The organism is Herminiimonas sp. Marseille-P9896, assembly GCF_903993245.1.
Taxonomy (GTDB): Bacteria; Pseudomonadota; Gammaproteobacteria; order Burkholderiales; family Burkholderiaceae_D; genus Oxalicibacterium; species Oxalicibacterium contaminans.
Genome location: NZ_CAJEVT010000001.1, coordinates 70,559 through 89,660 on the forward strand (window position 1 = coordinate 70,559; position 19,102 = coordinate 89,660).

Annotated in this window: 21 protein-coding genes and 1 pseudogene; 16 read left to right on the top strand and 6 right to left on the bottom strand. The window is 53.9% G+C overall.

What is annotated here, in order from left to right; genetic code table 11:
- Positions 1-339: a P-II family nitrogen regulator gene (gene glnK / locus H7U06_RS00340; protein WP_011979395.1), complete on the bottom strand. Its 339-nt coding sequence runs from the start codon at positions 337-339 to the stop codon at positions 1-3.
- A 26-nt stretch (positions 340-365) separates the two neighbouring features.
- Positions 366-1,106 carry a TorF family putative porin gene (locus H7U06_RS00345; RefSeq protein ID WP_175624258.1) on the bottom strand — a complete coding sequence of 247 codons (741 nt, stop codon included), beginning with the start codon at positions 1,104-1,106 and terminating at the stop codon, positions 366-368.
- A gap of 232 nt (positions 1,107-1,338) precedes the next feature.
- On the opposite strand from H7U06_RS00345, the gene H7U06_RS00350 reads away from it, so the two are divergent.
- The 4 genes and pseudogenes from H7U06_RS00350 (at position 1,339) to H7U06_RS16350 (ending at position 4,229) form a co-directional block, all read left to right on the top strand.
- Positions 1,339-1,578 carry an accessory factor UbiK family protein gene (locus tag H7U06_RS00350; RefSeq protein ID WP_175624259.1) on the top strand — a complete coding sequence of 80 codons (240 nt, stop codon included), beginning with the start codon at positions 1,339-1,341 and terminating at the stop codon, positions 1,576-1,578.
- 130 nt (positions 1,579-1,708) lie between these two features.
- On the top strand, positions 1,709-2,083 hold the full coding sequence (locus H7U06_RS00355) for an aminoacyl-tRNA synthetase (protein WP_175624260.1): 375 nt from the start codon (positions 1,709-1,711) through the stop codon (positions 2,081-2,083).
- Between the two features lie 67 nt (positions 2,084-2,150).
- On the top strand, positions 2,151-2,612 hold the full coding sequence (locus tag H7U06_RS00360) for a Rid family detoxifying hydrolase (RefSeq protein ID WP_217703418.1): 462 nt from the start codon (positions 2,151-2,153) through the stop codon (positions 2,610-2,612).
- A gap of 101 nt (positions 2,613-2,713) precedes the next feature.
- Positions 2,714-4,229 (top strand): annotated as a pseudogene (locus tag H7U06_RS16350) (YifB family Mg chelatase-like AAA ATPase).
- Between the two features lie 152 nt (positions 4,230-4,381).
- On the opposite strand, the gene H7U06_RS00375 reads toward H7U06_RS16350, so the two are convergent.
- The 3 genes from H7U06_RS00375 to H7U06_RS00385 are packed head-to-tail and all read right to left on the bottom strand — an operon-like array spanning position 4,382 to position 5,768.
- Entirely contained in the window at positions 4,382-4,669 is a 288-nt protein-coding gene (locus H7U06_RS00375) for a hypothetical protein (RefSeq protein ID WP_175624261.1), read from the bottom strand.
- Between the two features lie 38 nt (positions 4,670-4,707).
- Complete coding sequence (locus H7U06_RS00380; protein WP_124573109.1) at positions 4,708-4,953, bottom strand: hypothetical protein; 246 nt, start codon at positions 4,951-4,953, stop codon at positions 4,708-4,710.
- 29 nt (positions 4,954-4,982) lie between these two features.
- Positions 4,983-5,768, bottom strand: a complete 786-nt coding sequence (locus tag H7U06_RS00385; protein ID WP_175624262.1) for a 5'-3' exonuclease H3TH domain-containing protein — start codon at positions 5,766-5,768, stop codon at positions 4,983-4,985.
- Positions 5,769-6,116: 348 nt separating this feature from the next.
- Here H7U06_RS00385 and H7U06_RS00390 point away from each other — a divergent pair, with 348 nt between their 5' ends.
- The 10 genes from H7U06_RS00390 (at position 6,117) to H7U06_RS00435 (ending at position 15,850) form a co-directional block, all read left to right on the top strand.
- Complete coding sequence (locus H7U06_RS00390) at positions 6,117-7,823, top strand: methyl-accepting chemotaxis protein (RefSeq protein ID WP_175624263.1); 1,707 nt, start codon at positions 6,117-6,119, stop codon at positions 7,821-7,823.
- Between the two features lie 116 nt (positions 7,824-7,939).
- The gene (locus tag H7U06_RS00395; protein ID WP_175624264.1) at positions 7,940-8,494 is read left to right on the top strand and encodes a hypothetical protein; all 555 of its coding nucleotides are present in this window, start codon (positions 7,940-7,942) and stop codon (positions 8,492-8,494) included.
- Between the two features lie 102 nt (positions 8,495-8,596).
- Complete coding sequence (locus H7U06_RS00400) at positions 8,597-8,941, top strand: DUF1840 domain-containing protein (protein ID WP_175624265.1); 345 nt, start codon at positions 8,597-8,599, stop codon at positions 8,939-8,941.
- Between the two features lie 331 nt (positions 8,942-9,272).
- Positions 9,273-10,583 (top strand): 16S rRNA (cytosine(967)-C(5))-methyltransferase RsmB, encoded by a 1,311-nt coding sequence (gene rsmB / locus H7U06_RS00405; RefSeq protein ID WP_175624266.1) that lies wholly within the window; start codon positions 9,273-9,275, stop codon positions 10,581-10,583.
- A gap of 100 nt (positions 10,584-10,683) precedes the next feature.
- Complete coding sequence (locus H7U06_RS00410) at positions 10,684-11,223, top strand: DUF4390 domain-containing protein (protein WP_175625171.1); 540 nt, start codon at positions 10,684-10,686, stop codon at positions 11,221-11,223.
- Positions 11,220-13,517, top strand: coding sequence for an ATP-binding protein (locus H7U06_RS00415; protein ID WP_175624267.1), 2,298 nt, complete (start codon positions 11,220-11,222; stop codon positions 13,515-13,517). The genes H7U06_RS00410 and H7U06_RS00415 overlap by 4 nt, the downstream gene beginning before the upstream one ends.
- Positions 13,518-13,574: 57 nt before the next feature.
- The gene (locus tag H7U06_RS00420; RefSeq protein ID WP_175624268.1) at positions 13,575-14,291 is read left to right on the top strand and encodes a response regulator; all 717 of its coding nucleotides are present in this window, start codon (positions 13,575-13,577) and stop codon (positions 14,289-14,291) included.
- Positions 14,288-14,665 (top strand): GTPase, encoded by a 378-nt coding sequence (locus H7U06_RS00425; RefSeq protein ID WP_175624269.1) that lies wholly within the window; start codon positions 14,288-14,290, stop codon positions 14,663-14,665. Before H7U06_RS00420 ends, H7U06_RS00425 begins: the two co-directional genes overlap by 4 nt.
- 173 nt (positions 14,666-14,838) lie before the next feature.
- Positions 14,839-15,096 carry a DUF3567 domain-containing protein gene (locus H7U06_RS00430; RefSeq protein ID WP_124573092.1) on the top strand — a complete coding sequence of 86 codons (258 nt, stop codon included), beginning with the start codon at positions 14,839-14,841 and terminating at the stop codon, positions 15,094-15,096.
- Between the two features lie 79 nt (positions 15,097-15,175).
- Positions 15,176-15,850 (top strand): tRNA (guanosine(46)-N(7))-methyltransferase TrmB, encoded by a 675-nt coding sequence (locus H7U06_RS00435; protein WP_175624270.1) that lies wholly within the window; start codon positions 15,176-15,178, stop codon positions 15,848-15,850.
- Between the two features lies 1 nt (position 15,851).
- On the opposite strand, the gene phnN is transcribed toward H7U06_RS00435, so the two are convergent.
- The gene (phnN, locus tag H7U06_RS00440) at positions 15,852-17,234 is read right to left on the bottom strand and encodes a phosphonate metabolism protein/1,5-bisphosphokinase (PRPP-forming) PhnN (RefSeq protein WP_175624271.1); all 1,383 of its coding nucleotides are present in this window, start codon (positions 17,232-17,234) and stop codon (positions 15,852-15,854) included.
- Between the two features lie 233 nt (positions 17,235-17,467).
- On the opposite strand from phnN, the gene H7U06_RS00445 reads away from it, so the two are divergent.
- Together H7U06_RS00445 and H7U06_RS00450 are read left to right on the top strand one after the other, a co-directional pair.
- A complete protein-coding gene (locus H7U06_RS00445; RefSeq protein ID WP_175624272.1) occupies positions 17,468-18,127 on the top strand; it encodes a hypothetical protein in 660 nt (219 codons plus the stop codon).
- A gap of 207 nt (positions 18,128-18,334) precedes the next feature.
- A complete protein-coding gene (locus H7U06_RS00450) occupies positions 18,335-19,102 on the top strand; it encodes a class II glutamine amidotransferase (protein WP_175624273.1) in 768 nt (255 codons plus the stop codon).

Genomic DNA, 19,102 nt, shown 5'->3' on the forward strand with positions numbered 1-19,102 from the left:
TTAAAGTGCTTCTTTACCGGTTTCACCGGTGCGGATGCGGACGACTTGTTGCAGGTCATAGACAAAAATCTTGCCGTCACCGATTTTGCCGGTTCTTGCCGCAGTCTCGATTGCCTCGATCACGCGATCAACGATCGCATCATCAACAGCCGCTTCGATTTTTGTCTTAGGCAAGAAATCAACGACATACTCAGCACCGCGATACAACTCGGTGTGACCTTTTTGGCGACCGAAACCTTTAACTTCGGTAACGGTGATACCTTGCACGCCAATCGCAGACAAGGCTTCCCGCACTTCATCCAGCTTGAAGGGCTTGATAATGGCAGTAATCAGTTTCATGGGAACCTCTTACGTTATTTTTAAAATTAGAATGCTTTGGAGATCGACAAAACAGCTGTGGTATCGCCCAATTTTTTGGTCTTGCCACCGTTGTTAGTCAGCGAGTAGAAACTTTTGTCAGCATCGGTACCAACGACTGCCAGACCAATGGTCGCAAAGCCAAAGTCACGAGCGAGGCTTACCTTGTAATCGGTGTAGCTAGCATTTTCTACATTCTTCACTTTTTGATGTCCGACATGGAAACCCAAAGTGGTTTTATCCATTACTTCGAAATTTGCGTTCAGCTCAAGGTAATTGGAATTCTTGGAATCCGGAGCACCGAAGAAGTCAGACACTGCATGGCTATATTTCAGCGTGAACCATTTGTAGCCAACCGAACCGTATACTTCTGTTGTGTTGTACTTTTTACCGCCAACGATTTGCGCGCCTGGGTAGTAGTAGTACAGAACACCGACATCGGCTGCTACGTCAGGTGTAATATTGAATTTGTAACCACCGTACAGATCCATTTCGATCGAACCATCGGTAAACGAATTGCCACTTACATTCGAGTTCCAGTTACCGACGTAGAAACCGCTGGAGTGTGCGTAGTCGAAACCGCCTTGTACAGCAGGTTGTTTAAAGGTTTGGGAAATACCACGGAAACGATAGTCGCTGACTACAGAAAGGTTGCCAGTAAACGAATGTTCTGGAATAACGTCTTCTGCGTGCGCCAGGCTACCGGCGAATGCACCCATTACAGCAACCGCGATAATCAGTTTTTTCATGATGTTCCCTTTAAAGTTTTGAAAGTAGAAACCAAACATTGGTTGTCTTCGATACATATTTAGCAGGACTCATGCCAGCCTTTTTCATGCTGGTTGTACTATCATTTTTATCGTTTACAGTTGCCGACAGGTACATATCTCCTTCAGAAACATCGAAATATGCACTTTTATAGCACGCTCGCACACGAATCGCACCGTTATGGTGCTAAATATTTTTAAATCAGAGGATCACATGGAAAAGCCTAATTTCTTTAACGAGATGCAAGACAAGATCAACCAGGTGCTGGAAAACTCCCCGGCCAAAGATATCGAAAAAAACGTGAAGGCAATGATGACCCAGGGCTTTTCCAAGCTGGACCTGGTCACGCGTGAAGAATTCGACGTGCAGGCACAAGTACTGGCCAATACCCGCGCCAAACTTGAAGCGCTGGAAGCACAGGTAGCAATACTGGAAGCACAGTTGAAAAAGTAAGGTCGCAGAAGCACACTATATATATGTCGCACTCGATTTAGACCGGCCACCCGCCAGTCCTTATCGTTTGCGTCAGGCAGTATCGATTCAAAGTCGGCATCGGCATCCAATCAAAAACGAGGAGCAAGCCATGCGTATGAGCGATGAAGAATACTTCCGTAGCTGCGTCTCCAAAGAACGCCAACTGGCCCATTTGCTGGGCTGCCACAACGTAGAAGAGTTCTACGAGAATGCCGGTTCACTGTGGGACAACGGCAGACAACTCCCAAAATGGACGCGCGACTGGCAAGCCTGCGGCCCCTTGATTGCTACATATGAGTTAGCAATCACTTACAAGCAAAGTCCTTCTGATCCTCATGGTAAAGCCATACACATAGGCGATACCGTGGTCCACATTTCCGATCACCCGAACAAAGAGCGCGCCTTGATGTTTGCCATCGTCAAGGCAACTATCGCTCATCTGGAGCATGCCAGGCATCACAAGCAACACGCGTTGCACGGTTAGCCATGGCAGCATGCACCGCACTGCCGGTGTATCTACTACGAAGGAAATCACTAGGGGGAGTCACACTATGAAGGCTTATACACGCTGCTACACGCTTGCATCCATTTCATTGGCCGTACTTTTGACTGGCTGCGCGATGCCGCAGCAAGGTGGCAAACAAATACTCTCGACTAACAATATCTACCCGGCAGTCGGGCCATATTCACAGATGGTGGAACACAGCGGCACTATCTATCTGTCTGGCGTACTGCCACTGAACATGGCCGGTAACGCCATCCAGGGCAGCACCATAGAAGAACAGACCAAAGCGGTGCTTGATCACATCGGTGCCAAATTGAAGTCGCAAGGACTTAGCCATGACGATGTCCTGATGAGCACCGTCTACATGAAAGACCTGAACGATTTTGCGAACATGAACCGCGTATATGGTGAGTACTTCAAAAAGAATCCACCAGCCCGCGCTACCGTACAGGTCGCACGACTTCCCCGTGATGTCCTCATAGAAATAGCCGTCATCGCCAAGCGATAGACGGAAGCCGACCAGGCCAGCTCGTCCTGGCCCACAGCAAGCATCGGGAGCGCAGGCTCCCGATCGCAACAGAACCACTTCCCACCCATACAAGAGCAATCATGAGTTTGGCGGTATTAAGAAGTCGCGGTTTGAGCGGCATGCAGGCACCGGAAGTCACGGTAGAAGTTCATCTGGCTAACGGCCTCCCTTCTTTCACCATCGTTGGCTTACCCGAAACCGAGGTTAAGGAATCCAAGGATCGCGTCCGCGCTGCGCTGCAAAATGCAGGCTTCGAATTTCCGGCACGCCGCATTACCGTCAACCTGGCTCCTGCAGATCTGCCCAAGGAATCCGGTCGCTTCGATCTCCCTATCGCCCTCGGCATCCTCGCCGCTTCGCAGCAAATGCCTGCTGATACCTTGGAACGATACGAGTTTGCCGGTGAGCTATCGCTATCCGGTGAACTACGCCCGATACGCGGCGCACTTGCCATGACTTATGCGATGCACCATCGTGGTGATCAGAATCGCCAACAACGTGCATTTATCCTGCCGCGCATGAACGCGGATGAAGCCGCTCTGGTTGCAGATGTCACCATCCTGCCCGCCGATTCGCTGTTGCAAGTATGCGCACATTTTGCCGCACATGATCCTGATGCACGCCTGCAACGTCATGTAGCCACACCAGTCACAGCCTTGCCTGACTATCCGGATCTGGCCGAAGTAAAAGGACAAGCTCAGGCCAAGCGCGCACTGGAAGTGGCTGCTGCTGGCGGTCATAGCGTGTTAATGGTCGGGCCGCCCGGCACCGGCAAGTCCATGCTGGCGAAGCGTTTCGCAGGTATCCTGCCACCGATGACGGATGAAGAAGCGCTGGAATCCGCCGCCGTGCCAAACAAATTGCTTGGCGTAAAACGAGTAATGCCGAAGGGGAGCAAGTAGCTCATGAAGATCCTCCATCAGTCGTAGATGCAACTAGTGACTGTAAAGGTTAACAGCTTATTGCTGGCGCCTGTGGACAACAGACACTTGAAATGACCTTATACCTGAATTTCATCGTTCAGTACTGGAAGTTTTACGCGAACCGCTGGAGTCTGGCCACATCACGATTTCGCGTGCAGCGCGGCAGGCTGATTTCCCCGCACAGTTTCAATTGATAGCAGCGATGAATCCCTGTCCTTGTGGCTATCTCGGACACACGTCAAATCGATGCCGCTGCACACCCGATCTGATCGCACGTTATCAGGGAAAAATTTCCGGCCCCTTGCTCGACCGCATCGATATGCAAATCCAGGTCGGCGCACTGCCACATGAAGACTTGCTCAAGCAGGCTGATGGCGAATCATCTGCCGGTATTGCCATGCGCGTCGCACAGGCGGCAGCGACGCAACTCGTACGTCAGGGAAAACCCAATCATGCCTTAACGGGAAACGAGATCGAACTGCACTGCCAGCCGGATAACAGCGGCGAACAATTACTGCGCACCGCGATGAGTCACCTCAACTGGTCGGCGCGTGCTTATCATCGTGTCTTGAAAGTGGCGCGCACCATCGCCGACCTGGGCAATGAAAGCACTATCAGCAAACCGCATGTGGCAGAAGCGATTCAATATCGCAGAGCCTTGCGTGAGCAATGAGTCCCGAGCAAACACTGACATGTCACTGGCATGATCATTGCTAAACCATCACTGCCGAATTGAAAGCGGTAGTTGCACGTGATGACATTGCCGGTCGATATTTTTCCCTTTTATCGATCGGCAATCGAGCGTTTCCGATCTTTAGCAACGCATCAACGCGCGTCGACTATCTCCGGCTCACCATTCGGATAAGGATGCAGGCAATAGACTTTGCCGGTCTTGCCCTGCATATGGGCTTGCGGCCACTTGCCGCGTATTTTGTAGAGGACGTCGCCAGCAAACAGGAGCGGGCCCTCGATTACCTTGGCATTCTTCAAACCGCTTTTTTGCAGACATGCTTGTTGCGTGCTTTTATATAGAGCATCCCACGCATCTGGTGATGAGGCATGAGCAGATACATTGAGAAAAGCAAATGCTGCAAATACAAGGATGTGACGCATAGCGATTTCCTTCTCAGGTATGCAACAGGTCAGCAAACTTATTCGACCGGGATGATTTTGGTTTCATACATTTTAGCCAGCGGCTTTTTCGCTTTGGCCCACGCCACTGCTTGTTGCGCTTCGGCCAGACTCATGGTCGAGGCCTTGTCCTTGCTGCGTATGAAGGAGACTCCCTCAAAGACGCCTTCCTTGCTTTTCATCAGTTTGGCATAGACCGGCAAGTCTTTCTCCTGCGGGCCCGTTTTGCGTTGTTCGATAAAATAAAGTTGTTCTTTATCAGTCATAAGATTCTTTAAATAGTGGCGAGAGAGGCTTAACCCAGCTTGCTGCTGTCGAAGGCCAGCATATTCCAGGTCACACCCATGCGTACATCGTCTTTCAGTGCGACCAGCTGACGCGACATATACAGCTGATCCTTATCCTTGCGCAGCTTTTCACCCAGGGTGTTTTTAAGGATGCCGGCACCCGCCATGATGCGATCGATATTGCCGTAACTTTGCAATAGCTTGGCGGCAGTTTTCACACCCACTTTGGACACACCAGGAATGCTGTCCGATACATCGCCCATCAGGGCCAGCAAATCGGTGAGCATTTCCGGCGGCACACCGAACTTGGCTTCCACCCATTTGCTGTCGTGCCATTCACCCTTGAAGTGATCCCAGATTACCGCGCCATGTTCTATCAACGTGTGCAAATCTTTATCAGTAGACGCAATGATCGCTTCGCCACGGCCTTCACCCAGCCAGCGCAGCACGCCAGTCGCGATGACATCATCCGCCTCCACTTCGGGAACCGACACCACATGCAGACCCAGCTCCGCCAGCTGGACATAAAAATCAGGCAGGCGCTCCTTCAATGCATCCGGCATAGGCGCGCGATTTTCACGATAGCGCGCGTACAAATCATGGCGCCAGGTATGCCCACCAAAATCAAAAGCAGGCAAGACATGCGTAGGTTGATGCGCCGTCAGCAACTTGCGAAAGGAGGCGACAGAATGGCGCAAGGCGGTATCTGCCTTGATGGCTTCATCCTCTTCCATATTCGCTTCATAGACGCGCCGCACTATATTCAGGCCATCTATCGCAAGCAGTTTTCCCATTAGTCCCAACCTTATGCAAACATGCGCCGAAATATGCCAACGCGGGTAAAGATGGTCATTTTACAAGCCTTTCTCCGACTCACTAAACCCTTGAATTGCCATTGTCACAAGCAAAATGCAACTGATATGTCGCATATTTGATGAAATCTGAAAAAACATAATGTTTCCACATGGAAATATTGCTCATTTCCGTCGATAATATCGTCCGATTCACTGCAAAGCCGTGCCATCTTCCGGCTACGCCAGCTTCTTGCACACCCATGGCAAGACAGTCGCAAGCAATCCATAAGCTTCAACGTACGTCGCGCAGCTTCGTTATTCCACCCTGCCGTATCTTTGGAACAGACCATGAAAATCACAAACTTGAAAATCAGTACGCGTCTCAGCCTCGGCTTCGCCCTACTGCTCACCTTGATGGTCGTCATGACCGTCGTCGGCATCCTGCGCCTGCAGCAAGTCGGCACCTCAACACAAGTCATGGCTGATACCATGCTGCCGAAAGAACGTCTGGCGCAGGAATGGTTGTCTGCCGTCGACGTCAACGGTGCGCGCACACTCGCGTCCGTGAAGACGACCAGCGCCGAAGATCAAGCTTTTTTCCAAAAGCAAATGGAAGCGACCAGCACACGCGCCAGCGAACTGCAGAAAATCATAGAAGGCATGGTCAAGACGCCGGAAGACAAGCGTCTGATCGAAGCAGTAGCCGTCGCGCGTAATAGCTACCGCGACATCCGCCAAACCGTACTCAAAACCAAGGCCAGTGGCCAGATCGCAGAAGCCCAGGCCATGATCAACGAAAAAATGCTGCCTGCGATGGAAGCGTATAGCAAGTCCATCGATGCAGTTCTGCAAAACGAAAAGAAAATGATCGATGAAGCCGGTGCCAGCATCCAGGCCGCCTTCCTGTCTGGCCGCAGCCTGCTGATCGGTTTGCTGGTCGCAGCAGTTGCGCTCGGCGTGTTCTTTGCGTGGCGCCTGGCCATCAGCATTACACGTCCGTTGAACCGCGCCGTCACAGTGGCACGCACGGTCGCTTCCGGTGATTTGTCGGCCAGGATAGATGTCGCATCGAATGACGAAACCGGTCAGCTGATGCAAGCGCTGAAAGACATGACGCAAAGCCTGAACAAAACCGTGACCGAAGTGCGCAGCGGCACCGAAACCATCGCCACTGCATCACGTCAGATCGCATCCGGCAATCTGGATCTGTCGTCGCGTACCGAAGAACAAGCCAGTTCACTCGGTGAAACCGCAGCTTCTATGGGTCAGCTGACATCGACTGTGCGCCAGAATGCGGACAACGCACGCCAGGCCAATAGCTTGGCTATGTCAGCTTCGGATGTCGCAATCAAAGGTGGCTCGGTAGTCTCCGAAGTTGTCGACACCATGGAATCCATCAATGAATCGGCACGCAAGATCGTCGACATCATCAGTGTCATCGATGGCATCGCATTCCAGACCAACATCCTCGCGTTGAATGCCGCGGTCGAAGCTGCACGCGCAGGTGAGCAAGGCCGCGGCTTTGCTGTTGTCGCAACTGAAGTACGCAATCTGGCGCAACGCTCGGCTGCTGCTGCCAAGGAAATCAAAGTACTGATCGGTGACTCGGTAGGCAAAGTCGAAGCAGGCAGCAAACTAGTCAATGAAGCAGGCAGCACGATGGGTGAAATCGTCGATAGCGTTAAACGCGTGACCGACATCATGGCTGAAATCATGGCCGCCAGTCAGGAACAAAGCTCGGGCATCGACCAGGTCAATCAAGCCATCGGTCAAATGGACCAGGTCACACAACAAAATGCTGCGCTGGTTGAAGAAGCAGCGGCTGCCGCTGAATCGCTGCAAGACCAGGCCAGCAACCTGGCGCGCGTGGTTAGCCAGTTCAAACTGGATGGCAATCAGGTTTCCCTGACCAATACACTGGATGACATCCCGCTGGTACGCAGCAACACCCCTGCAATCCGTACGGCCGCCGCCAAACCATTGTTGTCCAATCCGGCACACGCACCGAAACGCGAAAAAGCCACCGCCGGTGCCGATGACTGGGAAGAGTTTTAATCAGGCATCAGTCAGCCATATCAGGCCAGCCTAGCGCTGGCCTTTTTTATTGCGGCCATCTGCGGTGTACCATAAGCATCCATTTGTCCTCATACGCGCCCCTACTGTTTACGCTCATGAAATCTGCCAGCCGCTCTGTTTTCAGCATCGCACTGCTCAGTACCTGTTTGCTGCTCGCTGCCTGCTCACCCAAATTTGATTGGCGCGAGATCCGCAGCAACGACGCGCCGTACGCAGTCGCCATGCCGAGCAAACCAAATACGGTGACACGTCAGATCGATTTGAATGGCAGCCAGGTGGCGATGACGATGACGGTGTCTACAGTGGATGGCGTCACTTTCGCAGTAGGGACTGCAGAGTTGCCGGATGCAACGCAGGCGCAAGTTTCATTGAACTCTATGAAAACTGCACTGGTCAAAAATATAGTCGGCACCATCAAGGAAGAAAAAGTGCTGACGATGCCGCACGGCACGGCAGGCGGACAGTTGGCCATAACGGAAATACAGGCGCTCGGCGCTGCCGGAGCAAACGGAGATGATCAGGTAAGGGTGTTGTTTGCCCGGTTCGTAGCAAAAGATAAACGGGTGTACCAACTGGTCGTTACTGGTGCAGAAAAAGTCGTTAAACGTGAATTGGCGGATACTTTCTTTACGTCCTTTAAATTGAACTAAAAACCAACTTAAAACATCACTCAACACCCAGCATAACTTCGCTACAACACTTGCAGAAATCGTGCTAAGGTTTAAGCGTCGTTCACTTCAAGGAGGCTGCTCATGTTAATCACGTTCAAATCCAAAGCCGCAGCCGAGGTACTGATGTATGAAGAGCATGCAAAACGCATACTCGACCTTCTGCACAAAGACCACAAACGTGGCGTCATTACTGCAGCAGAAACCGCAAATGCCATCAAATTGCTGGAGCAGGAAATCACCGAAAGCAAAGCCCACTTCGCCTCGGAAGCAGTACAACGCGATGTCGTCGCACATCATGGCGAAAACGGCGACGACAACGAACACGAGCAACCGGAACCAGTACGCTTCTCCTCGCGCGCCTATCCTTTACTGGAAATGTTGCGTGCAGCCCGCGCCGAAAACCAGGACATCGTCTGGGGCGTATAGCCCGCATGGCGCAAATATAGCCTTCTAAATCTTCCTTCCAGGCAAACCCTGGTTTCCGACAGCAGACGCGGAGCAGTTTGCAGCAGAAAACTGCCTCCGCGCTTGCGTCCAAGCCAGGACTGACACCGCTTTGGCAGCACTGGAATACCTCGTTTATCCCTGATATTCCCGATTTTTTTCGATTTATCTGCCCCGCAAGCGCGTTTCGTGCGCTCGCACCGCTACAATCACGTCATTGAAAAATTCAGGAACCGGTGAGCATCGGTTCTGGCTGGACCATGCAACGCAGGCAAGTCATGCGCGTACGCATCAGCTTTAACGAAAAGATAACGTGACCACCATCAATTTAAAGCCCGATTCCCTAGCCTTCAGTTTGCATGGTGCGGCACAAGCCGTCGCTGCCGTCGGCCGCGGTGTTGCGCTGCCACAAGCACTCGCGCAAATCTTTGCGCAAACCCATGCCATACCGCAAGCGCGCGGCGCGATCCAGGACCTTTCTTACTACAGCATGCGCCATATCGGCCGTGCCGAATCATTGCTCAATGCAATGACGACCAAACCAACTGAGCCTGCCGTTTTGCATGGTCTGCTGTGCTGTGCACTGGCCCTGGTATCGGATACGCAGGAAGCTGAACCGCGTTACAGCGATTTCACGGTGGTCGATCAGGCTGTGACCGCTGCTGCGGCAGATCCCGACATGGCGCATGCCAAAGGGATGGTCAATGCGGTATTGCGCCGTTTCCTGCGTGAACGCGATGCATTAATGAAGAGTGCGGCGGGCAAACAGTTTGCACGCTGGAACTACCCGGACTGGTGGATAGATCGCATGCGTTCGGCTTATCCGGAAACCTGGCAGGCCATACTTGAAGCAGGTAATGCTGCGCCGCCACTGACCTTGCGTGTGAATCGTCGCAAGACGACAGTGGACGACTACCTCGCGATGTTGGCGACACAATCCGTGCTCGCTACCCGGGTCGGCACGGACGCCGTCAAGCTGGCGCAGCCGACGCCAGTCAACCTGATCCCGGGCTTCAATGAAGGCTTGGTCTCTGTACAGGATGCCGCCGCCCAGTTGGCTGCTCCGTTGCTGGACTTGCGCGACGGCATGCGGGTACTCGATGCCTGTGCGGCACCTGGCGGCAAAAGTGGGCATATTCTGGAAAGCGCGGATGTCGAACTGGTCGCGCTGGATAACGAAGCGCGCCGCGTGCCGCGCATCGCGGAAAACCTTGAGCGCCTGCAATTACAGGCCCAGCTGTTGACCGGCGACGCCAGCAGCACCGACTGGTGGGACGGCAAGCCGTTTGACCGCATCCTGGCTGATGTACCGTGCACCGCCTCCGGCATCGTGCGTCGTCATCCGGACATACGCTGGCTGCGCCGCAAGGGAGATACAACACAGCTGGCGGCAATTTCTGCCAAAATTCTCGACAACCTTTGGCAGATGCTGCAAGCGGATGGTAAATTGCTGTTTGTCACCTGTTCGCTGTGGCCTCAGGAATCGGAAGCGCAGGCAGCAGCATTTGCCGCACGCAATAATGCAACCCGCTTACCCGCACCCGGCCAGTTGTTGCCAACGGCAAATGCGGATAATGACCACGACGGTTTGTTTTATGCATTGTTTCAAAAAACCGTATCCTGAACGATTAACGCTGCAACCTAACTTATCAGGCAGTTGAGCTGCCCTCCGAAGACGCGTGAAACGAAAACTTTTCTTACCCCTTTACTGGCTGTGCGCCATTATGTTGCTGGCGTTCTCGCTGCAACATAGCAATGCACAGGCGGCGGAAGGCATAGAAATCGTAGAAGCGCATCTGGAAGACAGCACGGAAGGTTATCGCCTCGCAGCAACCTACTCGTTTGATTTGAGCCGGGGCCTGGAAGATGCGTTGACACGCGGTATCCCTCTCTACTTCACCACCGAAATTGAAATCAACAAACCGCGCTGGTACTGGTTCGATGCCAAGGAAGTAAGCGAAAGCCAGACCATACGCATTTCCTACAACGTCCTGACGCGCCAGTATCACGCCGCCATCACTGGCCGGCTGCAACAAAGTTTCGCCTCACTGGATGACGCCCTGTCTATGGTGCGCCGTCCGAATCGCTGGGTCATCGCCGATCGCAACACGCTGAAAGTAGGCCAGACCTACGAAGTCGCGGTGCGCATGCAACTGGATGTGGCGCAATTACCCAAACCGTTCCAGGTCCACGCGATGAACAGTAGCGACTGGCGACTGTCGTCGAACTGGAAACGCTTCACCTATACGGCGGAACGCCAGTGACCCGACTACTTCGGTATCTGCTGGTTGTCGGCGGGGCGGTAGTCAGTATTCTGTTGTTCCTGCTCGCGTCGGCATCTGAAAATTCCAACCTGTTTGAACAAAACTATCCGTGGCTGCTGATCCTGAATGCAGTCGTGGCCGGTGCTTTGCTGCTGCTGGTCATCCTGCTACTTGTACGATTGTACAAACGCTACAAACGCGGCAAATTCGGCTCCAAGCTGATGGCGCGGCTGGTGCTGCTGTTCGCCGTCATTGGCATCTTGCCAGGTGCGGTGATTTACACGGTCTCGGTGCAATTCGTCTCGCGCTCCATCGAATCCTGGTTTGACGTAAGGGTGGAATCAGCGCTGGAATCCGGCCTCAACCTCGGTCGTGCCGCGCTCGACTCGTCACTCAGTGATTTGCAAACCAAAGCGCGCAATATGGCGCTGGAACTCTCCGACCTGTCGGATGCGATGCAGATCACCCAACTCTCACGCATGCGTGACCAGAACCTGCAGCAGGAAGCGGTAATCGTCACCAGCAACGGCCAGATGATCGCCAGCTCCGGCTCGCAACTCAGTTCCTTGCTGCCGGATCTGCCTACCGCCGCCATGTTGCGTCAGGCACGCCAGACCCGTTATTACGCGGTCATCGAAGGCAATAACGAATTCCAGGACGAGACCGGCAACAGCAAACCACGCACCAATACCAATCCGGTCGCCAACAATGCCAACAGCATGTATTTGCGCGTCGTGGTTGAAATCCCGACTTCCAGCAAAGCCTTGCTGCTGCAAACCGATACCCGCTACCTGCAATTGCGCCAACCGGTACCTGAGCAACTGGCGACCAATGCGGAAGCCCTGCGTCTCGCCTACAGCGAATATCAGGAGCGTTACCTGGCGCGTACCGGCTTGCGCAAGATTTACATCGTCACCCTTACGCTGACCCTGCTGCTGGCGATCTTCGGTGCGATCGCCGCTGCGTTCCTGATCGCCAGCGACCTGGCCAAACCACTGCTGTTGCTGGCGGAAGGCACCAAGGCGGTGGCCGAAGGCAATCTGTCGCCGCGACCTATCGTGGCGTCCAAGGATGAGCTCGGCACCCTGACGCAATCGTTTAATACCATGACTCGCCAGCTGGCCGATGCACGCGCCTCGGTCGAGAAGAACCGCTCCGAACTGGAAAATGCCAAAGGCTATCTGGAATCGGTGCTGGCGAATATGTCAGCCGGGGTGATGGTGCTGGACCGCAACTTCAGATTAGTCACCTGTAACGAATCCGTAGAGCGCATACTGCAGCACGACTTTGCCCAACACATAGGCAAACCACTGAAGGACATAGACGGTCTCAGCACCTTCGCACAGGTGATCACGCAATCCTTCTCCGAACAAAGTGCACAATCGGCCGCCGGTCGCGCCGGTGGTGAAAGCCTGCACTGGCAGCATCAAATCGATGTGCCGCGCCGCATGGGTGGGCCGGAAACCGAAAACGATATCTCGCTGCTGGCGCGCGGTTCACGCCTGCCGGGTGCACGCGAGGGTAGCTATGTGGTCGTGTTCGATGATATTTCCGACGTCATCTCGGCACAGCGCTCGATTGCATGGGGTGAAGTCGCACGTCGCCTCGCCCATGAGATCAAAAATCCGCTGACGCCTATCCAGCTTTCGGCAGAGCGCTTACACATGAAACTGGAAGGCAAGCTGGAAGAAGCCGATGCCAAGGTGCTGGAACGCAGTACCGAAACAATTGTGAATCAGGTCACGGCCATGAAGCGCATGGTGGACGACTTCCGCGATTACGCGAAAACCCCACCCGCAGTATTGTCTTCACTTGATCTGAACGCATTGATCGAAGAAATCCTGCACCTCTATCTCAACGGCGACGGCGGCGATATCATCCATGCGTCACTGGCACAGGACTTGCCACTGATCATGGGCGATCCGACGCAGCTGCGCCAGGTCATTCACAACCTGCTGCAGAATGCGCAGGACGCGGTGGCTGATCGTGGTGAGCAGGCAGCAGCGCCACGCATAGATATCATTACCGAGGAAATCCATTACCGCAGTTCCGACGGCGCCGTCAGCAATGCAGTACAACTGACCATCACCGACAATGGCCCTGGTTTCACGCCGAAAATCCTGGCGCATGCGTTCGAGCCGTACATCACGTCGAAACCACGTGGCACCGGACTCGGGCTGGCCATGGTCAAAAAAATTATCGAGGAACACGGCGGTCGCATAGATATTCAGAACCGCAGCGATACGAACGGTGCGAAAGTAGCTATTTTGCTGTTAAAGTTATCCTCCGAATGAAAGCTGAAATAAAACACAGCGCATTAGGGGGGCAATCAAGATGAGGGAGGGAAACAGATGGCAAATATTCTAGTTGTTGACGACGAGATGGGCATACGCGAATTGCTCTCGGAAATCCTGGGGGATGAAGGGCATGTCGTGGCAACCGCAGAGAATGCCCAGCAGGCGCGTGAACTGCGTGCCGCTGCCAAACCGGATCTGGTCTTGCTGGATATCTGGATGCCTGACACGGACGGTGTCACCCTGCTCAAGGAATGGCAACGCGATGGCATGCTGACGATGCCGGTCATCATGATGTCGGGTCATGCGACGATAGATACCGCCGTCGAAGCAACCCGCATCGGCGCACTCAACTTCCTCGAAAAACCGATTTCACTGCAAAAATTATTAAAGGCGGTACAGCAAGGCCTGACCCGCGGCCAGGAAGTCACGCGCATAGCCAGCATGCCGGTACGCGCACCGATCGCCCCCGCCGATCATCATCACACTCCGCTGGACAAAGCACTGCCTGCCACCTCCAGCCAGATGTATCCGCCTATCGCCAGTGCGCCGCTGATGTCAGCCGACACGCAATTCTTTACCGCTTCGTTTGAACTGCCTTTACGCGAAGCACGCGATGCCTTTGAACGTGCCTACTTCGAGCATCACCTCGGCCAGGAAGGCGGCAGCATGACCCGCGTCGCAGAAAAAACCGGTCTGGAACGCACGCACTTGTACCGCAAGCTCAAGCAACTCGGCGTCGAACCAGGCAAGATTGCAAAAAAAGGGGTATGACGCTTACCTCGCTCGTGCTGGGCGGACGCGCCGCCAACCGCGAAGCTACGATCCATAGCCGTATAGACGCCACGCAAGACACTGCCATCATCCTCGAAGGTTTGCCCGACGGGCACAGCGCCCTCGATGACTTGCCCGCTGCCACACAGCTCCTGAAAATCGCCCGTATCGCCCCCGGCTGCATGCACTGCACCGGCAACCTGATCATGCGCGTCACACTCAACCGCATCCTGCGCGACAAACCGGCACGTCTCTACATCAGCGTCGCCAACACCGAACATCTGGAGCAATTGCGCCTATTCCTGACGCAAGCACCGTATGACGCCTGGCTCACCCTGAGCGAAGACATAGATTGCAGCCAGGCAACGAACTGAGACCCTGTTTTGCCTGAATTGTTAACATTTCTTTCCCGCACTTAATTTCTTTTCTTACAGTCCGTTACCAACTTATGGGCGGAATCCCTGTCCAACACTTGAAATTGCTCCGAACAACGCCATTTCCCTATCAACGCGATGATTTCTTCATTGCAATAGCGACAGGAGATTATATGAACGTGATCTACAACAGCGAGCAATACAGCGTCGTAGAATTCGGTGCTGATGACGGGCAGGACGCCCTGCGCTTTGGCGGCTATGAAATCATGGATAAGCCAGCCAAACGTGAGATATTCATAGCCGGTGCTTCGGCCGAGTCCTTCCGCAAAAATGTCCGCGATTTGATCGCCACCGAACCCAGCGTCGAAGAAATCGATGAGTTTCTGGCCAATTACGATGTCTACATGAGCCAGGCACTGACGATACACTAAGCCGCTTTTACCATGCCTGCATAGCCCTTTGCGGACTATGCAGGCATAATTTCGCCTTCTCCCACAGCGCTTCATCGCGATGTACGCGAACTCCCATTTCATCACCAGCAGCCAGACCGAGGCACACGCGCAATTGCAAACGCAGGTAGAGCGCCATGCGCAGCATCCGTTTCGCAAGCCCATCACGGACTACAATCGCAGCGCGTTTGACGACAGTATTGCGCGCTGGCAAGCCGCTGGCAGCAAACCGTTGATACTGGACGCGGGCTGCGGTGTCGGCTTATCCACCTTCAACCTGGCACAGCAGTACCCTGATCATTTTGTAATCGGCGTCGATCAATCCGAGGACCGCATTACGCGCAACACACAATGGCCGGATGCAATACCGGAGAACTGCCTGCGGGTCCGCGCGGACCTGGTCGATTACTGGCGTCTATTAATGGACAGCGGCATACGTCCGCAGCGTCATTACATCCTGTATCCGAATCCGTGGCCCAAGATAGGACATTTGACACGACGCTGGCATGGCCATGCGATCTTTCCGACCGTGGTTGCGCTGGGTGGTACGTTGGAATGCCGCAGTAACTGGCAGATTTATATCGAAGAATTCGCTACCGCTTTACATATGTTGACGCAGCAGGAAGTCGCTTGTGAAAGTTACGCTCCCGATCACTGCATCACACCATTCGAGCAAAAATATCTCGCGTCCGGGCATGGCTTGTGGCGTTGCCGGATACAACTGGCAGGCGGTTAGACTATTTACGCTCGCGCAGTATATCGAGCAACTTATGTCCGGCCACATCCAGCGGGCCGCTATTATCCAGTCGTATCACTTGCCCCTGTGTCGATGGCACGAACTCCTTAGCGCGCTTGAGTCGCTTCAACAAAGCCGGGCCTTCTTCGCGCTGGCGCGCTTCCAGGCGTTCACGCAATATATTTTCATTCGCCTCTATCCAGACCACAATCGCATCCGGAAACGCCTGCAGCAATTGCGGCACATAGGCGCGCGAGCCATTGATCACGACATCGCGCCCGGCTTTCAGGTCGGCTTCTATGCCGCGCCGTACGCCGTAACATAAATCATTTGCCTGCCACACCATCGCGAACTGACCACTGGCAGCCAGCCGCCAGAAAGTTGGCGTATCCACTGCCTCGTGTTCTTCATTCCCTTGCGTCGCACGCGTAATGGTTCTTTGCACGAATACCAGTTGCTCGTCATTGGCACACTGTTCGCGCACCCAATTCAGCAAACTATCCTTGCCTACACCCGACGGACCGACACAGAAAAATATGCGTCCGCTGATCGGTAAACTCGCACGCTCGGATTGTGCAGAAAAGGGGATGCGCTGCCACTCGACAAATGGTGCGCCCGGGTGTTCTTCACGCGCTATCGTCAATGCATCTATCGTCAGCGGTGCGCTCGCAGCCGCAACGGCAAAGTGCTGTTCCGCCGCCTTGCGTATCGTGTAAATCACATCCGCATCGGCATGCATCAAAGCATCCGTCAGTGTCATATGGAAACGGAAGAATTCCTCGGTATATGGATAGCCCCAGCGCTGCAATAAAGTGCTTTGGCGCGCCGTCAGCCCCGCCTGCCGACGCTTGGCCAGCTCAGGCTCGGTCAAAGGTGCCCGCAATAAATCGAAGTAAGTAACGCAACGCATCGCCAGTCCGCCTATCTCATCCAGCGGCCCATTCACCTGCAAAGCCAGGAAATCCATCAATGGTCGTACCCGTACTTCTTCCAGCACGATCGCTTTCTGGGTAGTACAAAAGGCGCGCGCCATCTGCAACAGATGCTCTTCGGTAAAACCTTCAAACAGGCGAAAGGGCGCTTTCAGCGTCGCATGGAAACCATAGCGACGGGCATCAGCGGTCAGGCTGGCGAGTAAAAGTCTGGGTATGCCTGGAATTTGGACTTGCTCGACCGCCTCGGGACTGGCGTGGTGTCGCCCCAGCCAGCTGCTACCAGCCTGGGCCCACGGCGAGTCGTTTGCAGGCGTATAGTAAAGGGCATAGCGCGTCATGTTTACAGATGATACTCGCACGCCGGGCACAGGGCTGCCCAAATCACCGTCAGCCCGTGCGCCCTGCACGAAACCGGTACTGCCGTGCATCAGCAAATCCCGAGTGCGCATACGTCACCTGTATATGGGTTAGTTGCAGCCATGCTAGTCGCCGATTGTGACCGGACTTTGACATGAGCGGAATCTCACTCCATGCCGTGCAATAAATGCTACAGCGCGGATTACGGTCAACGCTTCCCAAGAAAACTCTATTTCCGGGAGCGCTGCTTTTGCGACAAGGATGACTAGGTAATATGCCTGATCCAAATTACAACTAGCCTTCCTTATACCAAACGGAGCTTGTCATGACAGCAAAACGCTTACTCCATCTGGCACTCATCAGCCTCGTCATCACACTGGTGGGATGCTCAACAACGCCTATCCCTGCGAAGATCAAATCGCAAATGAGCACCAGCCAGGCCATCGTTGCTTATTTCGGTAATGGTGAGACAGCGCAAAGCTGCAACTGCATATCTGAAGTCGATGCTAACTACTCTGCAACACCGGTTCCCAATGGCTATTACCGTGTCCTACTCGGGCGCAATGCCGAGGGTCTGTTCCTGATCCAGGATTTTTATCAAAAAAATAAGCGCGCGCAGTCCTCACCCGTGTGGGTCAAAGAACCCAATGATCTCTTCAACTTCAATAGCAATGTCATCATAGGCTCCGCGACGCTGTACTACCCTGACGGCAAGATACTGGAAGTATTTTCCAATACCGACCGGGATAGCAGAAACGGGGAAGGCTTCTATAAAACCGGGCAACGCGCGACCAAGTACGTCGATGATAATACCGGCACCCAGTTTGAATTCTGGTATCAGTCCGGCAAACCGGCGGCCAAATACACGCGATCAGCATCTGGTGAGCTGACCTATGCAGAAGCCTGGGATGAAAGCGGCAATAAAGCCGAAGACATTGATGCCATCATCAATGAAATCACCAAGAAAATGGATACCGAATCCTGATCATCCATGCCGTCAGCGAACCTCACAAGCAAGCGCGACCATACCATCCGCTCGAACCGGTGTTTTTGTGTGAAAATTGAGCCCATGTGTCACTGCGTCGCGTTTCTCAATATCAGCATGTCGCCCCGCAAAGTTGCGGGCGATTCCAGCTATCCCTTGTATCCCACAAGCTTTTGAGCCGGCAGACCACCCTAACTAAGGAAGAAAATGTGCCAGCTACTCGGAATGAATTGCAATGTCCCGACTGACATTGTGTTCAGCTTCACCGGCTTCGCCACGCGCGGCGGTCGTACCGATGTCCATAACGATGGTTGGGGCATCGCATTTTTCGAAGGTGCGGGCGTGCGCCACTTTGTCGATCATCAGGCTGCTGTAGAGTCCCCGGTCGCTGACCTGATCCGCCGCTACCCGATTAAATCGAAGAATGTCATCGCGCATATCCGCAAGGCGACGCAAGGCCGTGTCGCACTGGAAAATTGCCATCCTTTCGTGCGCGAATTATGGGGCCGTTACTTTGTGTTCGCCCACAATGGCGACCTGAAGGACTTCAATCCGGAATTGAACGGCCCTTACCAGCCGGTCGGCACCACCGACAGTGAAGCTGCATTCTGCTACATCCTGCAAGAGCTGCGTCGTCGCTTTGATGATGCTTTGCCTATGCTGCCGCAATTGACGGCCGCCATCGCCGAACTGACCAAAGAGATCTCGCAATACGGCACATTCAACATGATGCTGTCGGATGGCTCTGCGCTGTTCGCGCATTGCTCGACCAATCTGCACTACATCGTGCGCCAGCATCCGTTTGCGGAAGCAAGCTTGTGCGATGAAGATGTGAAAGTGAATTTTTCGGAAGTGACGACGCCGAATGATCGCGTCGCCATTATCGTGACGGAACCGCTGACCACGAATGAAACATGGACGGCGTTCAAAAGCGGGGAACTGAAAGTATTTATCGACGGTGCGCCGCTGGCCTGA